At 48.3% G+C, this 18296-nt stretch carries 16 protein-coding genes; 4 read left to right on the forward strand and 12 right to left on the reverse strand.

The genetic code is table 11. From position 1 onward, the window contains the following. Positions 1 to 73 precede the first annotated feature (73 nt). The 3 genes from FH974_RS17785 to FH974_RS17795 form a co-directional block, all read right to left on the reverse strand. A complete protein-coding gene (locus FH974_RS17785) occupies positions 74 to 868 on the reverse strand; it encodes a phosphotransferase enzyme family protein (RefSeq protein ID WP_242551948.1) in 795 nt (264 codons plus the stop codon). A gap of 207 nt (positions 869 to 1075) precedes the next feature. Beyond that, the gene (locus FH974_RS17790) at positions 1076 to 1426 is read right to left on the reverse strand and encodes a GlpM family protein (protein WP_047884687.1); all 351 of its coding nucleotides are present in this window, start codon (positions 1424 to 1426) and stop codon (positions 1076 to 1078) included. 439 nt (positions 1427 to 1865) lie between these two features. Beyond that, positions 1866 to 2255 carry a universal stress protein gene (locus FH974_RS17795; RefSeq protein ID WP_207104027.1) on the reverse strand — a complete coding sequence of 130 codons (390 nt, stop codon included), beginning with the start codon at positions 2253 to 2255 and terminating at the stop codon, positions 1866 to 1868. A 418-nt stretch (positions 2256 to 2673) separates the two neighbouring features. On the opposite strand from FH974_RS17795, the gene FH974_RS17800 reads away from it, so the two are divergent. Further along, complete coding sequence (locus tag FH974_RS17800) at positions 2674 to 3309, forward strand: LysE family translocator (protein WP_207104028.1); 636 nt, start codon at positions 2674 to 2676, stop codon at positions 3307 to 3309. Positions 3310 to 3365: 56 nt separating this feature from the next. Here the strand turns inward: FH974_RS17800 and FH974_RS17805 are convergent, their stop codons facing one another. The 3 genes from FH974_RS17805 to FH974_RS26235 all read right to left on the reverse strand — a co-directional run bounded on the left by FH974_RS17805 (position 3366) and on the right by FH974_RS26235 (position 7733). Beyond that, positions 3366 to 3953: an AAA family ATPase gene (locus FH974_RS17805; RefSeq protein WP_207104029.1), complete on the reverse strand. Its 588-nt coding sequence runs from the start codon at positions 3951 to 3953 to the stop codon at positions 3366 to 3368. A 293-nt stretch (positions 3954 to 4246) separates the two neighbouring features. Continuing rightward, a complete protein-coding gene (locus FH974_RS17810) occupies positions 4247 to 5602 on the reverse strand; it encodes a DEAD/DEAH box helicase (protein ID WP_207104030.1) in 1356 nt (451 codons plus the stop codon). Positions 5603 to 5837: 235 nt separating this feature from the next. Next, positions 5838 to 7733 (reverse strand): SgrR family transcriptional regulator, encoded by a 1896-nt coding sequence (locus tag FH974_RS26235; RefSeq protein WP_242551949.1) that lies wholly within the window; start codon positions 7731 to 7733, stop codon positions 5838 to 5840. Positions 7734 to 8085: 352 nt separating this feature from the next. Between FH974_RS26235 and FH974_RS17820 the strand changes: the two genes are divergently transcribed. Further along, entirely contained in the window at positions 8086 to 8256 is a 171-nt protein-coding gene (locus tag FH974_RS17820) for a hypothetical protein (protein ID WP_207104031.1), read from the forward strand. 258 nt (positions 8257 to 8514) lie between these two features. Here the strand turns inward: FH974_RS17820 and rsgA are convergent, their stop codons facing one another. Next, entirely contained in the window at positions 8515 to 9564 is a 1050-nt protein-coding gene (gene rsgA / locus FH974_RS17825; protein WP_207104032.1) for a ribosome small subunit-dependent GTPase A, read from the reverse strand. 626 nt (positions 9565 to 10190) lie between these two features. Here rsgA and FH974_RS17830 point away from each other — a divergent pair. Together FH974_RS17830 and FH974_RS17835 are read left to right on the forward strand one after the other, a co-directional pair. Next, on the forward strand, positions 10191 to 11987 hold the full coding sequence (locus FH974_RS17830) for an amidohydrolase (protein ID WP_047884682.1): 1797 nt from the start codon (positions 10191 to 10193) through the stop codon (positions 11985 to 11987). A gap of 548 nt (positions 11988 to 12535) precedes the next feature. Further along, on the forward strand, positions 12536 to 14113 hold the full coding sequence (locus tag FH974_RS17835; protein ID WP_047884681.1) for an alkaline phosphatase: 1578 nt from the start codon (positions 12536 to 12538) through the stop codon (positions 14111 to 14113). A gap of 206 nt (positions 14114 to 14319) precedes the next feature. On the opposite strand, the gene FH974_RS17840 is transcribed toward FH974_RS17835, so the two are convergent. The 5 genes from FH974_RS17840 to FH974_RS17860 all read right to left on the reverse strand — a co-directional run bounded on the left by FH974_RS17840 (position 14320) and on the right by FH974_RS17860 (position 18296). Then, on the reverse strand, positions 14320 to 15162 hold the full coding sequence (locus FH974_RS17840) for an SDR family NAD(P)-dependent oxidoreductase (RefSeq protein ID WP_047884680.1): 843 nt from the start codon (positions 15160 to 15162) through the stop codon (positions 14320 to 14322). A gap of 67 nt (positions 15163 to 15229) precedes the next feature. Further along, complete coding sequence (locus FH974_RS17845; protein WP_207104033.1) at positions 15230 to 15538, reverse strand: DUF1330 domain-containing protein; 309 nt, start codon at positions 15536 to 15538, stop codon at positions 15230 to 15232. 235 nt (positions 15539 to 15773) lie between these two features. Further along, a complete protein-coding gene (locus FH974_RS17850) occupies positions 15774 to 16685 on the reverse strand; it encodes a LysR family transcriptional regulator (RefSeq protein WP_242551950.1) in 912 nt (303 codons plus the stop codon). Positions 16686 to 16742: 57 nt separating this feature from the next. Next, complete coding sequence (locus FH974_RS17855; protein ID WP_242551951.1) at positions 16743 to 17135, reverse strand: putative quinol monooxygenase; 393 nt, start codon at positions 17133 to 17135, stop codon at positions 16743 to 16745. Between the two features lie 75 nt (positions 17136 to 17210). After that, positions 17211 to 18296, reverse strand: coding sequence for a zinc-binding alcohol dehydrogenase family protein (locus tag FH974_RS17860; RefSeq protein ID WP_207104034.1), 1086 nt, complete (start codon positions 18294 to 18296; stop codon positions 17211 to 17213).

Below are 18296 nucleotides of genomic sequence, written 5' to 3' on the forward strand. Positions count from 1 at the left end.
CAATATTTCCGAACTGCCTCGCGGCTAATCGTCCGACTAAATAAGCGGGAAAATAATGGGCCCAGTTATAGGATCAGGAATGAGGGGCAATCCCTAAGGTAATGGCGTGCTGATTACGCTGTAAGTACACGATGTCGTCGAGATAACTCAGACGATGCCCCTCGGCAATATGCGCCTGAAATTGTGGATTGCCACTGTCTGCTTCAGCTTGCATAAAATCGACCAGCGCTTGGAGGCGGATAATCATAGTCTCAACCAACTGTGAACGCTGCTGAAGGTCTGCACCGTACCCGTCGCAGAAGCACAAGGCCCGTTGTATCTGATCCTGTAAGTTACCCATTTTGTCATTTTTATGGGTCTTAAAGGGAGCCCAGCAATAGATCGAATAGGCTAAATCCCACAGACGCGGAGCGGGATGGGCAGTATCGAAATCAAAAATGCCAACCACTTTGTTGCCTTTCAAAACCACGTTATACGGCGTGAAATCACCATGACAGATGACCTCGGGTGGTGTGCGACCAGGTAGCATCCACTGGCACGAAAAGTCGGGATAGGCGTTCAGGAATGTTGTACTGGCGTCATGGAGCTGCCGCAATAGCTGAGCTGCAGAAAACAGCGCTTCTTCAGTTGCAATGGCGCCTCGAAGCGGGTAATTGAATGTATCGCCTTCAAGGTAACTGAGTACCTCATTACTTTCATCTATCCCCACTACGGCAGGGCATTGATGAAAACCTTGGCTATGCAGGTGGGTAAGCAGTAAATGGACGGTGTGAGACCATGGATTCATCGGTCGAATCACAGTGTTTTGTTTACGAAATATGACGCCATCTCGGCCGCCCTGGAGTGCCTCTGGTGTGTGCTTGGTCAATGAATCACTCCTTGTTCATTCAACTATTCATCATTGGAAGACACGAATTTTGTCGTTTTAATTAAACAAAAGAAAGGCAACTGCTGGTGTTTATAAACACTGTTTGCTGCGGTTTAGAGCGACGTCAACTTTTATGAAGTCACTGCTACTTAAATACACCATACCTATATACATGCCCAGAAACATGAGAGCTAACGCCATGTATGATCAGGCCATTGCAGGATTCAGCTTCATCCATCCCAGAAGCAAAACGAAGGCGCAGCACAACCAGGTGACTGTTGCCAGCGATAGCGTCCAGGTTAAGCTGAAGCGATAACTCAAGTAATACACGGCTATCAGGTAGGCTGCGTAGGGAATCAAGGAATAAAGACCAAACAATGCAGTCGTTCTGAGCTCCTCCATGGTGCGTTCTACTCCCACAATATAATGGGCAATCAACGCGAAAGTGGGGAACAGGGGGACAAGCCCGGCAATGAAGAAGCTTTTGCTTTTCGACAATAATGCAATCAGGAGCACGGCCGCCGCGCCCAGCAAGCATTTAAGAAATAATGCAACCACGATTTTCTCTCCCTGAAAAATCTGTTGAATGTCCCTGACGTGATGCTCTCTACGAATGAGATAGTCGCTTGATATTTATCCCCGCGTACGTTTTTGAACCGCTGATATGGTGTTGAGCACTGTTCATATGCGAGGTCATGCTTGGATTATTACGGTCATTGCGGGGTAGACAAGGGCTTTTCTGGCTTTGAGATAATTAACCCGGTTAATTCTTATATGGTGAGATTTTATATGGATGGTTGTTGGCCGTTTTGAACTTTAACACCAGAAGGCAGAGAAGCTGGAATCTACTGAAAATTCAAACTTCTCTGTCGTTTGGCGGTTAGCATGTTGTATGACAGTTGGTTTCCAGTTCTTTGCTTGCATAATCACCAATCACCAATCACCAATCACCAATCACCAATCACCAAGAACTAAGGCGCATCGAGCCTTAACGTCATCACGGTTTGAGGTACACCACTAATAAATCAGCTTCTACAGCATTGGCCAATTTGGGGACGGAGGAGAATAATCGGCTCAAGAAATTATGGTGATGACCGCACACGACCAGATCGATCCCCATCTTTTTAACGACTCCGGAGAGTTTGATGTGGAGGTCACCCATGACGACCAAAGTATCTGTAATCGGATAACCACTTTTTTTTGCCAGTACTTGCAGCTCATGTTCTATTTTATGTTCTTCTCTGGGGGCAATAAAAACGCTATTTACGTCCACAAACACAAAAGAAACTTTACAGTTGGTGCCTTTCGCTAATGAAATCGCTTTATCTATGACTACCTGGCTCGATGGCGTGAGATCGACCGCCACTAATATATGCTGATAGTTCATTCCAGTCCTCCTATTAATGGCTAAGTGCCTATCGTAAAGTCTAGCACCGGAGAACCTGACTTGAGTGGAGTCAATGACTCGGTGAAAATAAATAACTTTATTTTTCAGAATATTACGAGAGGTATTCATTGTGCCCATCGGTTTCTGTGTTCATACAATGGGAAATCTGGCAACAGGGCGTGAGGAGTGGTGTTTAACGTATTGAAGAGTAACTATAAATCGCGTATTTGGATTTTGAACTTGGGTCATTGGATTTTGAACATGGTTGAAACAGTTTCATGCTGTTCTGGTTTTCTGGCGATATCGCGTTAAGATGAAATGTATTTTCTCCTGCGGGATTAACCCGTACCCAATGACTATAACAGGTGTCAGGTCTAGGTCACTAAGTCAGCATCTAAACTGAAAGGGATTTTTAATCATGGTTGAGCAGTACCTCTTTGTGTTGCCTATGGTTTCCTTGTTACTCTTTGGTGCGATGACACCGGGCCCGTCATTTGTTTTAGTTGCCCAAACAGCTATGTCGAAGTCGAGAATAGAAGCGGTATCGATAGCTCTGGGTTTAGGTCTTGGGGCGACGATCTTTGCCTTTTTGGCTTCATCGGGTCTCATCACTTTATTTAAGGTGGTCCCCGAACTGTACATGACATTTAAGGTGTTAGGTGGCCTGTACCTTTGCTACCTGGGTGCGAAAATGTGGCGTACCAGCAAAGACTCTCTGCCCGCCAACACAGCTACGGAGCCCGGTCGCCCTAAGCCTCTGAAAGCGATGTCGCTGGGTCTAATTACGCAACTGAGCAATCCCAAAACAGCCATTGTCTTTAGCAGCGTATTTGCCGCGTTGTTACCTGCTGACGTGCCAGAACACACAACCTGGATATTAGCATTCAGTGTGTTTTTACTGAACTTTTCATGGTATGCCTTTGTGGCGACTCTGCTTTCCAGCGCGAAAGCACAAAGAGGATATTTACGCTTTAAGTCCCATATCAATAAAGGGGCGGGCTTGTTAATGGGCTCGATAGGAAGCAAATTTGTCATGGATGGCTTCAGGCCATAACAGTGACGGGAATTCTGTAGTGCCGTCATGTATCTATCGCTCGGTATTTATGACGGTTATGGCCTTTGGTATCGGTTGATCACATTTTCCAGCGTCATGATGCCAAACATGATTTTTCGGACAAAAGATTCTGAGCTGCCAACGAAATAGAACTGGGGGTGTCTCGACCAAATTTTTTGCAGTTTGACGTCTATCAGGGCAGCCTGCTCAGACGACTCGTTTCTGACCGGGTTATTGCTGCTGATATCGTGCCCGGTGGCGCCCGCTGATTCAAAAAAAATCACCGCGTCATAACGTGCGATTTCTTCTTCAAACGTTGAGTTTACTTCTTTAAAAAAATCACTTTCCGTTCCGGGCCAGTATGCCAATCCGTCGAGTGACCCTCGGTCGCAGACCAGCAGCCTCTCCGGGTATTGTACTTTGTAGATGTCTTCCAAATTCTTCTGAAGATGAAAAATGGTTTTCTGGACCATTTTTATCAACTGTTCATTGTCCGAGCGTGTTATGCCACTGGAAAAGAGTACTGTGGCGGCCTCGGGAACCACCGCAATTTTATGGCACAGCTCTCTGCGAAAGAGATCCAGTGCGGTGGTTTTGCCGCCACCGGGGCCGCCTGTTACGACAACTTGCAACTGCTTTTTCATCTCGGCCTCTGACTGACTGTTATTAACAAAGCTTAGCCAAAAAAGAAAAAGGAGCTTGTTCGAGCTGAGTTAAGGTAGGTGTTAGGCTGGCTGGCGAATTGTGTGCCGGGATTTAATCTTTGGCGATTTGGCGATTTGGCGATTTGGCGATTTGGCGATTTGGCGATTTGGCGATTTGGCGATTTGGCGATAGGGGCAATACTTTGGGTGAACTTGGTGATGGCAACCGTAGCGCGGGGAGATGAAAAAGCCCCTTCCAAGGGAAGAGGCTTTGGCAAGTTCAGGTCGTGCCGTTATTTGTCGGCTTTTCTGACGGCTTGTCTGCTGTCTTTTCTGCCGTCAGTCCTATTGCCTGTGTTAGGTTTGGCTTTTGAGGCAGAACGAGGTTTTCGGTTATTTGTGTTGTTGCGGTTAGATCTATTACCTGGGTTCGCACGCTTTTGCGGTTTGTCCGTTGGGTCTTGATCGACATGCTTAGTTTTCGGCACGTAGTTCAGAATCGTTACCGGGACAGGCTTTTTCGGCGCAAAGCCTTCCACTTCACGGCGCTCAATCAGGTGGCCCAGGCGGCTTTCGATCATGCACAGGTTCTTGAAGTTGTCTTTGGATACAAACGAAATCGCTTCACCCGTGGCATTGGCTCGGCCTGTACGGCCTATACGGTGTACATATTCGTCAGCCGGGAAAGGCAGATCATAGTTCACTACGCGCGACAGGTCTTCAATGTCGATACCACGTGCTGCCACACCTGTTGCGATAAGGTATTTGATCGATCCGGCTTTGAAATCTTCCAGCAGCTGCGCGCGAATCGCCTGGCTGCGACCGCTGTGGAATGCTTCGGCTGCAATGCCGCGTTTTTCCAGCTGAGAAACCAGTTTGGCTGCACCATGCTTGGTTTCGATGAAAATCAGTGCCTGATCCCACTGTTTTTCCTGAATCAAATGGCTCAGTAGCGCGGATTTTTTGTCTTTGTCGACGGTGATCAGCCATTGTTCAATGTTTGATTTTGACGCCTGATTTGCCGCAATAGTGATCTCATGCGGGTTTTCGACCACGGATTTTGCCAAATCACGGACTTTACGTGACAGAGTTGCAGAGAACAGCAGGAACTGAATGTTTTCAGGCAAACGATCAAGAATCTTTTCGATGTCATCAATGAAGCCCATATCCAGCATGCGGTCGGCTTCATCCAGCACCACCATTTCCACTTCTTCGAAGTAGACAGCGCGGCGACCATACATATCAATCAATCGGCCCGGGGTGGCAACCAGTACATCAACGCCTTCGATCAAGCGTTGTTTCTGCTGTTGTTCATCCACACCACCGTACATCGCCAGAGACGTCAACCCGGTGTGTTTACCGTACTGGGTGATTTTCTCTTCCACCTGAATGGCCAGCTCACGGGTCGGTACCAGAATCAGAGCACGAATACGTTTCTTGCGCTTGGTTTCGCCTTTGCTCAGTTTTTCAAGAATCGGCAGGACAAAGCTAGCGGTTTTACCAGTACCGGTTTGCGCCGCAGCGATAAGGTTTTGTCCCTGCAGAACAACAGGAATCGCTTTCGCCTGAATGGTGGTCGGTTCGCTGTATCCGAGCTCATTCACTGCTTTAGTCAGTGATTCGCTTAATCCAAGTTTAGAGAATGGCATGAATCGTCTCTGTATGTACTGAATGCGATAAGGCAGAGTTATCTCTGCCTTACATGAAGCGCGCGATTCTATCACGAACCTTTGTCATAAGAGACATTAAATGTGAGGTAAATCGACTTATACAACCATTGCGGATACCGGCATTTATCGGCAGGAAATCATGGCGACTGGGTTTTTTAAGCGAACGCACTGGTATTGTACAGCCCCAGCTTACTGCCGCAGCCAACTAAAAATCCTATTCGCTTGTGGACCAGACGTTTTTGATGTCAGGCCAGCCCCAGTTGGTCAGCTCCACATCTTTCAGCACACCCTTAAATCGTAGCGTCTGGCGATGATGAAACAGGGGCGTTAGCCAGTACTCGGTGATCAACGTTGAGGCAATGGGCTCCAGTGCATCCAGATAGTGTTCCAGTGGTGTGCTGGCTCGTAGTTGTCGCAGGGAATGCTGGAACCATTGGCTGGCTTGCTCGCCGATACAGTGATGCAGCACCGCATTGTTAAACAGGTTGCTGAATGCGGAGGCGTGGCGGTTATCATCAAGATTGATATTGGTCACCACCATATCTTCCGTCAGCAAATGCTGCTGGCAACGTTCAATTAGGTCACGATATGCGTAGACATTGACTTTGACACGGATCCCTTCCAGCTCCAGCAATGCCTGAATACCATAGGCGCAGTTTTTCAGGGCGGTATAATCGTACACCGCGATCGAAAGCTGTTTCGGCAGTTTGCTGAACGGGGCTTGAGGCCGGGTAATAACGTGCCAGTGCGAAAGCAGGTTGCCCGCCAGCACTGAACCAAACTGCGCGCCACGCTGATTTAGGTGCTCGGCCAGCTTGTCTGCAGACAGAAAGCTGGAAAGATAACGTCGCTGAGCGCTGGTGAGGGCATGGGCGCTTTGCTGGTTGAACAAAATGAACATGCAGCCGTCTTCGACCTGAGAATGCAGGTTTTCCTCGCAGGTTGGGTCACTCAGTTTAGGGGCAAGATAGTAGTTGCAGGCCGCCTCACTATTGGCTGAGTCAGCCCATGGTTGAGTTGTGTTTTTGGTTGTGTTTCCTGATGTGCTGTCCAGTGAGCCAGGCATCCCGACAGGGGCTGTTCCTTCGAGCTCTTTGCATGTTTCAGCCGGAGGGATATTCGCATCTGGATAGGGGATATCCGGGTGGTTTGTCCGGATGTGGGGTTGCCGTTGATCCTGCTCGTCGATCAGCCAGATAGTGACCTGATCCGTCAATGCCCGGCAGCCATAATAGCGATCAAACGCCTGCAGGCGGAGCTGAGTCGCGGTATGTTCAATAACCTCAAATGGGCCACATCCTACAACGGCGGGTGTTTGTGCATGATTCACCTGCCCCGGCGGCTGAATGGAATAGCGCACGCCAGAGATCATGCCACCAAATCCCAGATCCGGCTCTGACAGGGTAAAGACCACAGTTTGAGGCTGTGGCGCACTGACACTGATCACATGCGCCATCTCAGTCTGGTATTCCGTCAGGCTGCTCAGACGGGTAAACAGCGTCGCAATGGTATCGGCATCAATGGGCGTCCCGTTATGGAAAACCAGCCCCGGCCTCAGATAAAAGGTCCACTGCAAATTGTCGGCATCATAATGCCAGTGATGGGCCAGTTCGGGTTTAAGGTGACCCTCACGATCGCTGGACACCAGGCAGCAGTATATCTGGCGCAGGAAAAATCGTTCACTGGAGCGCTGTATCTGATGCGGAACAAGGCGCTCAAAGGGGCGCTTGTAGGTCAGTTGGATATGCAGCCGCCCCTCGCGCATAGAGGCACCGGAGGTATTTTGCAGTAAACGGCTAAAGGCCAGATTGTCATCATCCAGGATTGCCCGCGCTTTTTCGTATTTGCCTTCCCGTATCCGTTCGGCCGCCAGCTCTTGTTTGAGATCACCCAAATCCCGGTTCAGTAATAGGGTAGAGCGTTGGTTTCGGCCAACTTTGGGTTGCCAGAGCAGCCATCCGGCCTCTTGCATCTGGGCAAGCAGGCTTCGGGCATGGCGCAAGCTGGTAAACAGGCTGTCAGAAATGTCAGGCAACGATGTTTTAATGGCTTCCCCCACACCCATGGGAGTCAGCCGCGCATAATAGCGCAATAAATTGAGGTCAGACACAGCGTTAAATTATCACAGGCCCAGTGGCGTGTAAGTTTGGTGAATAGATTGAGTGGTACCGCTTTATTTACCTAGCGTTATTTTCATCGCTTTATTTACATAGCTTTATTCATATCGCTCATTTGCAGAGCTCTATTCATATAGCTTCGTCCACTTAGTTTCATGATAGCGAAATTCCTGAAACAAAAAGAAGCAATGTTTCATTCTATCTGTTCCGTATTTCCTTTTTTATCGCTGTTTCAGGCGAGTTTTTTGTGTCAGAAGGCAGTTATGCGGCAAGGTTTTTCCGTATTTGCTCTCTTTTTACTTTCCGGTTTCGGCGCGACACTGATGACGAGAAAAGGGAGATAAAATGATGAAAAATCCAGATAAAACCCAACAAAAACAGCAGAGTGTCTTCTGTAACGACGCCAGAACTGACGCCAGAACTATGACAGTCTACTTTCGCCGGCAATTAATGCGCAGTAATAGTCGGTTAGAAAAAATCGCCCTGTCAGCGATGCTTGATTTGCTGAACGGGTAATCAACATAGCGATGTCTGGCAGGGTAAACGGCTTACAGTCATGCCTGATACCCCCACGAGCTTTCTGTCAGATATCGCTTCTTTCTGAAACGTCGTTTCCTGTTGCAATGTCGATTTTTACGAAGAGGCCAGTCTGTTGAGGATAAGCCTGACCAACGTTAAAAGCCCGCTATCTGGCCGTAACTCATGCCAAATAGCGGGCTTTGTTCATATCAGGCGTTTTTTATTCCAGTACCTGTTTGGCTATAAGGTATCCGCTTAATACCCTTTTTTCAGAAGTCGGGATTCGGACTGAACCGACTTGTAATGCCGCCCCAACTGTTTTGATTTCGCACGTTCACGTTGCTTGTTGAGTGACTCACTGTTTCTTGCCTGCTCGCGGAGCAGCTTGAAATAGTTCTTCACCCGTCGAGGATCGAGCTCGCCACTGTCAATCGCCTGAAGTACCGCGCAGCCCGGTTCGCTCTGGTGCTGACAATCACTGAAGCGACATTGTTCTGCCAGTCTGTCGATATCAGCAAACAGTGCATTTAACCCGGCTTCACAGTCTGCAATTTGCAGCTCGCGCATTCCGGGGGTGTCGATCAGAATCGCGCCGCTTGGCATAAAATGCAGCGAGCGGGATGTCGTGGTATGCCGACCCTTGCTGTCATCTTCGCGAATGCCGCCGGTTTGCTGAATGTCATCTCCCATCAGGGTGTTCACCAAGGTGGATTTCCCCACACCGGACGACCCCATGAAAGCCACGGTTTTGCCCGTACCGCACCAGTTATTAAGGACGTCACAACTGGTCGGATCCAGCCCATTGACTGTTTCTACCATCAGAAGCGGATTCAGGCGCTGAACCTCCGCCCGTTTCTTGTCATGGTCATCACATAAGTCTTGTTTTGTCAGGACGATCACCGGTTCAACACCGGTTTCACGTGCTAACGCCAGGTAGCGCTCAATCCGGCTGAGATTGAAGTCATTATTCAGCGAACTGACGATAAACAGGGTATCCACATTGGCGGCGATAAATTGCTCGGCCACTTTGCTCCCGGCTGCCTTGCGGCTGAACAGCGACGAGCGTTCCAGCAGGCGGACGAATTGTTGATTCAGATCCAGCAGCAACCAGTCACCCACAGTCATGGGCGGCATGGCATGGTGCATCGGCAAGTGAACGTCACCCTGTTCGGTTTGGACACTATATCCGCTGCGATGATGCGCCAGTATTCGGCCAATGCGGGTCTGTTCTAAGTCTTCAAGTGTCAGTTGTTGTTGAAATACAGGCTGCCAACCCAGTTGGCTGAGTGTAATTTTGGAATTCATTACTTTTCCCTAAGCATGCAGAATCGCTCTGTATGCAGAAACAAAATATTGAGGGTCAAATGAATACAGATGAACCCCGGTTAAGAGCACCGGGCAAAGAGAAGGGCGTTGAGGGAAGTCAGAAAGTTATATTGGAAAAACGTCCGCTCAGCGATTCATCGTTGCCGGGTGGGTTTTGAATACAATCATCGTGTTCTCCTTATGTTGTAATGAGATAGTGCTGTAGTGAAATAGTGCTGTTGTCAATACGTGTTTTGGTGGTTTAAAACACGAATGTGATGAAGATACTAGCACAGAAAATATTCGGCGCCAGAGGAAAAATAGGCGTTTTGGCTCTGAGTCGTGTTTTTAGAGTTGGTCTCGCTTCACATACGGCGAAAGACCATGGTCACTTCTTCGTGTACCAAGTTGTGTGTCATGTTGTGTGAATCGGCCATCAATTTCGTATATGCACTCACATTAATAGTGGAATCTCACCCTATACAATGAATCTGTCTTACTCTGATAAAGAATCCTTCTCAGTAATACGTTTCAGCAATTCGTTTCAGCGATACGTTGCGTTCGTGCCGTTGTATTCGCGCAGTGTAATGCCGTGACTTGTGTTTTTCATTATCTGGAGACCCCTTATGAGAATTGCTCCCATTGTTATCTCCTTGCTAGCAGCCAGTTCCGCTTATGCTGTCAGTCCTCCGAAGCCCACAGCACAAACCATCTATCTCGGCGGTGATATTGTCACTGTCAACGATAGCGCGCCATCAGTGCAGGCACTGGCGATTAAAAATGGCCGAATATTGGCGCTTGGTAGTGAAGCTGACGTGATGAAGTTACAAGATGAAGAAACTAAAATCGTCGATTTGCATGGAAAAACACTGATTCCGGGATTCATTGATGCCCATGGCCACGTCTTTAATACCGGGATTCAGGCTTTATCCGCGAATCTGCTGGCTGAGCCTGATGGGTCTGTAGACAGCATATCTGCGTTGCAGGAATCATTGAACGCATGGGCATCAAAACCGCAAAACAAGCAGCATGGCATCATTCTGGGCTTTGGATATGACGACTCACAACTTAAAGAAGGGCGTCATCCTACCCGGCAAGAACTGGATGCGGTGTCAGCAGATCTCCCTGTGATCATCATCCATCAGTCGGGTCACTTGGCCACACTCAATAGCAAGGCGTTAGCCTTGGCAGGTATTGGGCCTGACAGCCAAGATCCTGAAGGGGGAAAAATCCGTCGGGAAGCTGACGGTAAAACACCTAATGGTGTTTTAGAAGAAACGGCTTTCTTTGGCTCATTACTTCCCATGTTTGCCAAGCTGAGTCCGACAGAAAACGAGGCTATCTTCAAAGCGGGCATGGCGCTGTACGCCAGCTTTGGTTACACCACCGCTCAGGAGGGACGTGCCTCTACTTCTGCCGTTAAAACCATGTATGAGCTGGCACAAAAAGCCAAGTTGCCAATTGATGTGGCAGCCTATGCCGATATTCAGATAGCCCGTGATGTTATTGTTCCACCCTATTACGCCAGCGAATACATGAACGGTTTTCGCGTTGCAGGGGCCAAGCTTAATCTCGATGGCTCTCCTCAGGGTAAGACTGCCTGGCTGACCGAGCCGTATCTGGTTCCGCCAGAAGGACAAGAGGCGGGTTACAAAGGCTATTCCAGTATGAGTGATGAACAGGCCGGAAAATACATCGAACTCGCTCAAAGTAAGGGGTGGCAGTTGCTTACTCATGTCAACGGTGATGCGGCGATTGACCAGTTGATCAAAGGAGTCGAAGCCAGTGAAGAAAAACATGGCAAGCCGGACCGTGGTTTTGTGGCTATCCATGCTCAGACTGCCCGAAAAGATCAGGTGGGGGCGTTTAAACGCCTGGGTATTTTCCCGGCATTTTTCCCGATGCATACCTTTTACTGGGGAGACTGGCACAGTGATTCCGTGCTGGGTAAAGAGCGGGCGCAGAACATTTCTCCGACCGGGTGGGCGCGTGAATTAGGCATGATCTTTACCTCTCACCACGATTCTCCGGTGGCGTTACCTGACTCAATGCGAGTTTATTATGCTACGGTCAACCGTGTGAGCCGGACAGGTCGCCTTATCGGGCCGGATCAGCGGGTGTCATCGCTTGAAGGGCTGAAATCACAAACTCTGTGGGCGGCGACTCAATACAAGGAAGAGCAAAACAAAGGTTCACTTGAGGTCGGTAAATTGGCGGATCTGGTTGTTCTTTCTGCCAATCCGCTGAAAGTGGAACCTGAAAAACTGGCCGATATCCGTGTTGAAGAGACCATCAAAGAAGGGGTCACCGTCTATCGCAGCGATGAGCAAGCCAATAACGGAGGATGTATAGAATCCGCGCGGTGCAGTGCTGTTGCCACTACCGCGATGGTTGAATCTGGTTTGATGCATCATGCGCATTAGGTCGATGGTCTAAAGGCTTTGGTTAACAATACCTATCCTCAAGGGCAAGCTATTGCCCTTGTTTTTTTCGGTTTTGCTTTTTGTTTTTTTGGGAGGGGGTAATTTGGATATTCTGTGAAAGCCGCTTATTGGATAATGGAATGAGTTATGAAAATAATATTTAGATGACTCATTTGCGAGTTATTTTCCCATTCATGCCGTGGTATTCGAGCATCGTCTTTCTGTAAATTTCGGCAGCCCTGTTGATATAACAAGACGAAAATTTAACGCTTTATTAGCCTTTCAAATCATAAAGTAAGCGTAATGGTTTCGATTTTTCCCTAACATTTTTTAGGGGAAGTGCTTGTTGATAAATATTTAATTATTAAGGCTTAATTTATTTTAAACCTGATGATGTTTGCGCCCGGCCTGATTTCAAAGCTGGTTGTTTAAATGATTGTGGATTGGATGCCGGTGATCGTTGTCCTTAGAAAAACTTTTGCTGGCTGCAATAAAAACGTAAAAAAAGATTGGTTAACTAGCGCCGCATTTATACATTAGGAACCAAGATGAAACACTTAGTTAAACCTCTCGCTTTCGCTGTAGCCACTTCTACTATTTCCTTTTCAGCACTGTCGGCAGAGATAAAAAACGTTATCTTGATGATCGGTGATGGCATGGGCCCGCAGCAAGTTGGTCTGCTGGAAGCCTACGCAAAGAATGCTCCGCATTCAATCTACAAAGGCGACACTACCGCACTGTATAAACTCGCTCAGGATGGCGTGATCGGCTCATCCATGACGAACCCGGAAGAGTCGATTGTTGTCGATTCAGCCTGTTCAGCAACCATGCTGGCTACGGGCTTACCTACGGCTTCTGAAGTGATTGGCATTAACTCGAACGGCGATCATGTTGAAACCGTTCTTGAAAAAGCCAAACGTGTCGGCAAAGCCACTGGTCTGGTTTCCGATACCCGTTTGACCCACGCGACACCTGCGGCGTTTGCCGCACACCAGCCGCACCGTTCACTGGAAAACGACATTGCATCGGACATGCTGACTACGGGCGCGGATGTCATGTTGTCAGGTGGTCTTCGTCACTGGATTCCACAATCAACCAACGAGAAAGGCGACACTTATAAAGCGCTTGCAACACTGACTCACGGTGATGTGAAGCTGACGTCGAAGCGTAAGGATGAGCGCAATCTGCTGACTGAAGCAAAAAATGATGGCTATAGTCTGGCATTCAACAAAGAGATGCTGGAACAGGCACAAGGTAATAAGTTACTGGGGCTGTTCTCTGATTCAGGCATGAATGACGGTATTGCCTACAGCAATACGAAAAATGACCCGGAACGTACTCAACCATCACTGAAAGAGATGACTGAGAAGGCTATTAACGTACTTTCAAAAGACGAAGATGGTTTCTTCCTGATGGTTGAAGGTGGTCAGATTGATTGGGCTGGTCACAGCAACGATGCAGGCACAATGCTGCATGAAATGCTTAAGTTCGATGAAGCTGTAAATGCCGTTTATAACTGGGCGAAAGATCGTGACGACACGCTAATCATCGTTACGGCTGACCATGAAACCGGTTCCTTCGGCTTCAGCTATTCATCGGCTGATCTGCCAAAACCGGAAAAACGTTCAGGTGAAGCGTTTCAGAAGCAGAATTATGAGCCTAACTTCAACTTCGGTAAGTTTGATATTTTAGATGGTCTTTACAACCAGAAGCTCAGTTATGCTGCGATGTTCGGCGAATTCGATAAGCTGGATAAAAAACAGCAAACGCCTGAAAAACTCGCTGAAATCGTAAATGCCAACAGCGATTTTCCAATCACAGTGGCTCAGGCTGCTGACGTTTTGAAGATGAAAAAGAATCCTTACCATGCAGATAACCACAGTTACCTGTCTGCTGAGGACGTACCAGCCATCAATGATTTTGATGCTTTCTTCCCGTACAACGATCGCGGCAACGTACTGGCGCGCCAGCATGCAACCGGTCAGAACACAGTTTGGGGAACGGGCACCCACACGCATACTCCTGTCAATGTCTTTGCCTGGGGACCGTTGAAAGAGATTGTGCCGGTTTCAAAAATTATGCACCACTCAGAATTGGGTGAATACATCAAGGGCATGGTGAAATAAGCGTTTGTCGTTTGTTTGTCACTTGTTTGCCACTTAGGCGAGCTTTGAATTAAGCCTGATGATGTAATCGTGGCTAAGACTAACAGCCCTGAGCGTTTGCTCAGGGCTGTTTTGTTTGTGGCAAGTGCATGAGTTTTTCAGTGTGTATTCTTTTTCCTTTGTCTTTGTCTCTTCTGTTTACCCAGCAGCCAACACTAATCTGTTGCTCACGTTAACTCTCTGATAAGCCTTTCAATGCTGTTGACCACTTGCTTTACCTTGTCATCGTTAAGCGCCTGACCGTGTGGTTCAGTAAATCGTTCTAGATCATTATCAAAGTACAAGCCATGCGCATGGGCAAACTCTTCAGACAGGGTTGCTCGAACCAGAATATCAGCGCCGAGTCTGAGATCGCCGCCTGCGATGCCAAAGGCTGATTTGACCATCTTGCTGCCCAGTAATGATTTAGGGTTAACGGACACAATCACGGGCCCTTCCGGTTTGTATTTCTGTCCCAGATAGCGAGACCACATTGTCAGGGCCAGCTTGCTCTGCGCATAAGCATCGCTGTCACTCAATGCGCCAGTTTTGTTGGATGACTCTGTCTTAGTTAGACCAGCCCGGCCATCCAGTGCCTCGATGTTGACTGGCGCCTGAGCCGCAGACGAAAGATTTATCACTCGGCCTGTCTTGGGCAGCAGAGGCAGTAATGCAGTAGTAAGCAGATACGGCGCAATGGTATTTACAACAAAGCGAATGTCCAAACCATCCGGAGTGATCGTCTGAGGCGCATTGAATACCCCAGCGTTGTTTATCAGTACATCTATTTTGCTAAAGCGCTGTGCGATTTCCTCAATCATCGCGGTCACGGTTTTCAGATCAGAAAGGTCTGCTATGACCGATTCTGCTTTGCCTTCCCCTGCTATGTTGTTCAACTGATTAATCACAGCCGCAACTTTTGAAGGGTTGCGCCCATGAGCGATGACATGGTGACCGAGTGCTATCAGCATTTTTGCAGTCTCAAAACCAATGCCATCCGTCGCGCCAGTAATCAAAATAACGTTTTGCATAACAGAAATTCCTTATCGATTCTGGTTAACGGTTAACGGTTAACGGTTAACGGTTAACGGTTAACGGTTAACGGCCCAGATCGTCTTTACCTTCAATCAAAGCGTGATGGCTGACAGAGCCCGCAGTCCGTGCTTTCAAATGGGGGGTATATTCCGGGTCATTCATAAAGTCTATCGCTGCCTTATGGGAAGGCCACTCGATAATAATACGCACTGCAGGAGATTTAGTGTCGCCCTCAAGACGTTCATAACTGTTGGTACGAGCTAAGTATTTCCCGCCATATTTTGCAACTAGTCGGCTGGCAGGGCCAATGTATTCTGGAATCCAGTCCTGCACTGTCGGGGTGACCTCTAGCCCGGAATAATAGGTAGACATAGTTGCTCTCCCTATTGTTGAGGCTGTTAGATAACGTAACTACAGTCTACTTCATGGCTGAGAAATGATAATGAGGCCCATGCTGGAATGAGTTTTTAGATCTTGTTGATAATACTCATACGAATTAGAGAGAACGTAGCATTGGGTTAGTGAGTTTACGTTATTAAGCTGGTGCAGGTGCTTGGTTACTTTGACATCGCTACGTTGGCACATTTTTATAGTCTGGACCGCGACATTAACGCGGTAACTTCTCACACCGTATCCACTGATTTTGACACTTCTCTGCCAGAAACTCCCTTAATATCCGTAACTCGGGGGTGAGCTGCCGCCTGTCCGGGCATACCAGATACAAAGGGGCCGGCTCGCCATGCCAGTCAGTCAGCAGACGAATCAATTTTCCGGCCAATAACTCTTCGCTGACATCCAGCAGAGATTTATAACCAATGCCTTTCCCGGCAACAACCCAGCGCTTTACGACATCCCCATCATTTGCTTTACGGTTTCCGCTAACTTTGACTTCTGTCCAGTCTTGCCCCTGAAAAAAACGCCAGCGCGAATGGTTAGCACTGAATAACATGAAGCTAAGGCAATTCAGGGCTTCCAGATCGGTAGGGTGGCGGATATCTCTGCTGGTTTGCAGGAAATGAGGTGACGCACAAACGACGCGTTGGTTTTCCTGACAAATCGGCAGAGCCACCATGGTGGAATCACCAGGAATACCATAACGGATTGCGGCGTCTACCGGTTCGGTATACATGTTGGTGAGTGAGTCTGACAGCACGACGGAAATGCTGATCTGAGGATGCTGATCCATAAATTCGTCGATCCAGGGAAGGATCAGATTGCGTCCAATGTCGGATGGCATCGACAGCTTGATGTCACCTTGCAGCACATCTTCTTTTTGGTTCAGTAATTGAATGCCTTCTTCAATGGCGTCGACCGCGATCTGACATTTTTCCCGGAATCGCTCACCTTCAGCGGTAATTCGTAAGTTACGTGTCGAGCGCACAAACAGCATGGTATCGAGCTGGGTTTCTAAGCGTTTAATGGTGGCGCTGACAGCGGCTGGCGTCAGATCCAATACATTGGCGGCTTTAGAAAAACTGCCTTGCTTGGCTGTCTCCAGAAACACGTAAAAATCTTGCATGGTTTTCATTGGCAGTTACAGCAGCTGTTCGTGATGATTTTGACGTAAGGGTAGCATTTAGCCGATAAAACGTAAGTAGCTGAGTGTTGATTGTTTCACGAGATTATTTCGGGTGATAAGCTGCCGAAACGCTTCAAGGTGAGGGCTTTTCTGATGAGCATCAAGAGATGCTTGTGAGCACCAAACCTCTTGCATCAAAAACCGATCCGGTGCCTGAGTGTCCTGGTAGAGCTCGTACTGGCAGCAGCCCTCTTCTTGTCGTGTCGGCTCGAGCAGGTTTTGAAGGGCTATCTGCAAAGCGTCTCGTTTATCCGGGTTGGCAATAATTTCTGCGTGTAAATTGATCATGGTAGTGGCCTTTTTGTTATTGGCGTTCATTCTGGTGCTCGTCTTTTTGAATGGAAAGTGGCTGTGCTTATCCGAGTGTTTATTACTCACGCTGTTGTACATGCATGTGTTCCGTACTCACACCCGCCACTTTCCTGTCCTGTCCTGGTTTTGGTGTTTAATGTTTATGAATAAGCATTAAAAGCCTTCAAGAACAATTTTTCCTTTGGCCGTTTGAGATTCGATCAGCTGGTGGGCTTTGCGAAGGTTATCTGCATTAATCGCCCCCAAGTTGTTACCCAGCGTGGTTTTCAGTTCACCGTTGTCGATAAGGCGAGCGACTTCGCCCAGTAGTTGATGCTGCTTAATCATATCGTGAGTTTGGAACAGCGAGCGGGTAAACATCAGCTCCCAGTGCAGTGATAGGCTTTTTAGTTTCAGCGGCATCGCATCCAGATTTTTGGGGTCATCAATCAGCCCGAATTTGCCCTGAGGCTTGAGCGATTTGATGATTTCCGAATAGTGTTCATCGGTATTGTTCAGGCTAACCACGTAATCAACGTTATCAAAGCCGATGGTTTGCAGTTCTTCGCTCAGCGGGTTGCGGTGATTAATAACATGGTGCGCACCAAGCTGTTCCAGCCACGCGGTGGTTTCAGGGCGGGAAGCCGTACCAATAACAGTCAGATCTGTCAGCTGACGAGCCAGTTGCACCATGATGGAGCCGACACCGCCGGCAGCGCCGATGATCAGAATCGCGGGCTTGTTACCTTCGATGTGTTCTGAACGTTGCACTTCCAGGCGATCAAACAACATTTCCCAGGCGGTAATTGTCGTCAGCGGTAATGCCGCAGCTTCAGCATCGCTAAGGCTAACCGGAGCCAGACTGGTGATACGCTCATCAACCAGCTGGTACTGAGCATTACTGCCGGAGCGAGATAAATCACCGGCATACCAGACACGATCACCGACTGAAAATAGGCTGACCTCATCGCCTACGGCTTTGACAGTGCCAACTGCATCCCAACCCAGCACTTTCCATTCGCCGTCTTGAGCGGACTGATGCTGGCGTATTTTTGTATCAACCGGGTTGACCGAAATCGCTTTCACTTCCACCAAAATATCGTGGCCGATAGCCGTTGGCATCGGCAGAGTGATGCCCTGAAGTGACCCCGCAGGATCTGAGACTTGATTGTTTGCTAAAACATCTGGCAGTGCGTGGGCGTGTTGGTAACCAATGGCTTTCATGGTGCTTTTCTCGTTTGCAGGTGATGGTACAGACAT

Origin of the sequence: Photobacterium ganghwense, from assembly GCF_017329545.1 — a bacterium.
In the GTDB taxonomy this organism is placed as follows: domain Bacteria; phylum Pseudomonadota; class Gammaproteobacteria; order Enterobacterales; family Vibrionaceae; genus Photobacterium; species Photobacterium ganghwense.

Coding starts and splice junctions, on each gene's coding strand:
- FH974_RS17795 (WP_207104027.1), bottom strand. CDS start 2,255: ATGAACTATCAGCATATATTAGTGGCGGTCGATCTCACGCCATCGAGC.
- FH974_RS17800 (WP_207104028.1), top strand. CDS start 2,674: ATGGTTGAGCAGTACCTCTTTGTGTTGCCTATGGTTTCCTTGTTACTC.
- FH974_RS17805 (WP_207104029.1), bottom strand. CDS start 3,953: ATGAAAAAGCAGTTGCAAGTTGTCGTAACAGGCGGCCCCGGTGGCGGC.
- FH974_RS17810 (WP_207104030.1), bottom strand. CDS start 5,602: ATGCCATTCTCTAAACTTGGATTAAGCGAATCACTGACTAAAGCAGTG.
- FH974_RS17820 (WP_207104031.1), top strand. CDS start 8,086: ATGATGAAAAATCCAGATAAAACCCAACAAAAACAGCAGAGTGTCTTC.
- rsgA (WP_207104032.1), bottom strand. CDS start 9,564: ATGAATTCCAAAATTACACTCAGCCAACTGGGTTGGCAGCCTGTATTT.
- FH974_RS17830 (WP_047884682.1), top strand. CDS start 10,191: ATGAGAATTGCTCCCATTGTTATCTCCTTGCTAGCAGCCAGTTCCGCT.
- FH974_RS17835 (WP_047884681.1), top strand. CDS start 12,536: ATGAAACACTTAGTTAAACCTCTCGCTTTCGCTGTAGCCACTTCTACT.
- FH974_RS17840 (WP_047884680.1), bottom strand. CDS start 15,162: ATGCAAAACGTTATTTTGATTACTGGCGCGACGGATGGCATTGGTTTT.
- FH974_RS17845 (WP_207104033.1), bottom strand. CDS start 15,538: ATGTCTACCTATTATTCCGGGCTAGAGGTCACCCCGACAGTGCAGGAC.
- FH974_RS17850 (WP_242551950.1), bottom strand. CDS start 16,685: ATGCAAGATTTTTACGTGTTTCTGGAGACAGCCAAGCAAGGCAGTTTT.
- FH974_RS17855 (WP_242551951.1), bottom strand. CDS start 17,135: ATGTACAACAGCGTGAGTAATAAACACTCGGATAAGCACAGCCACTTT.
- FH974_RS17860 (WP_207104034.1), bottom strand. CDS start 18,296: ATGTCTGTACCATCACCTGCAAACGAGAAAAGCACCATGAAAGCCATT.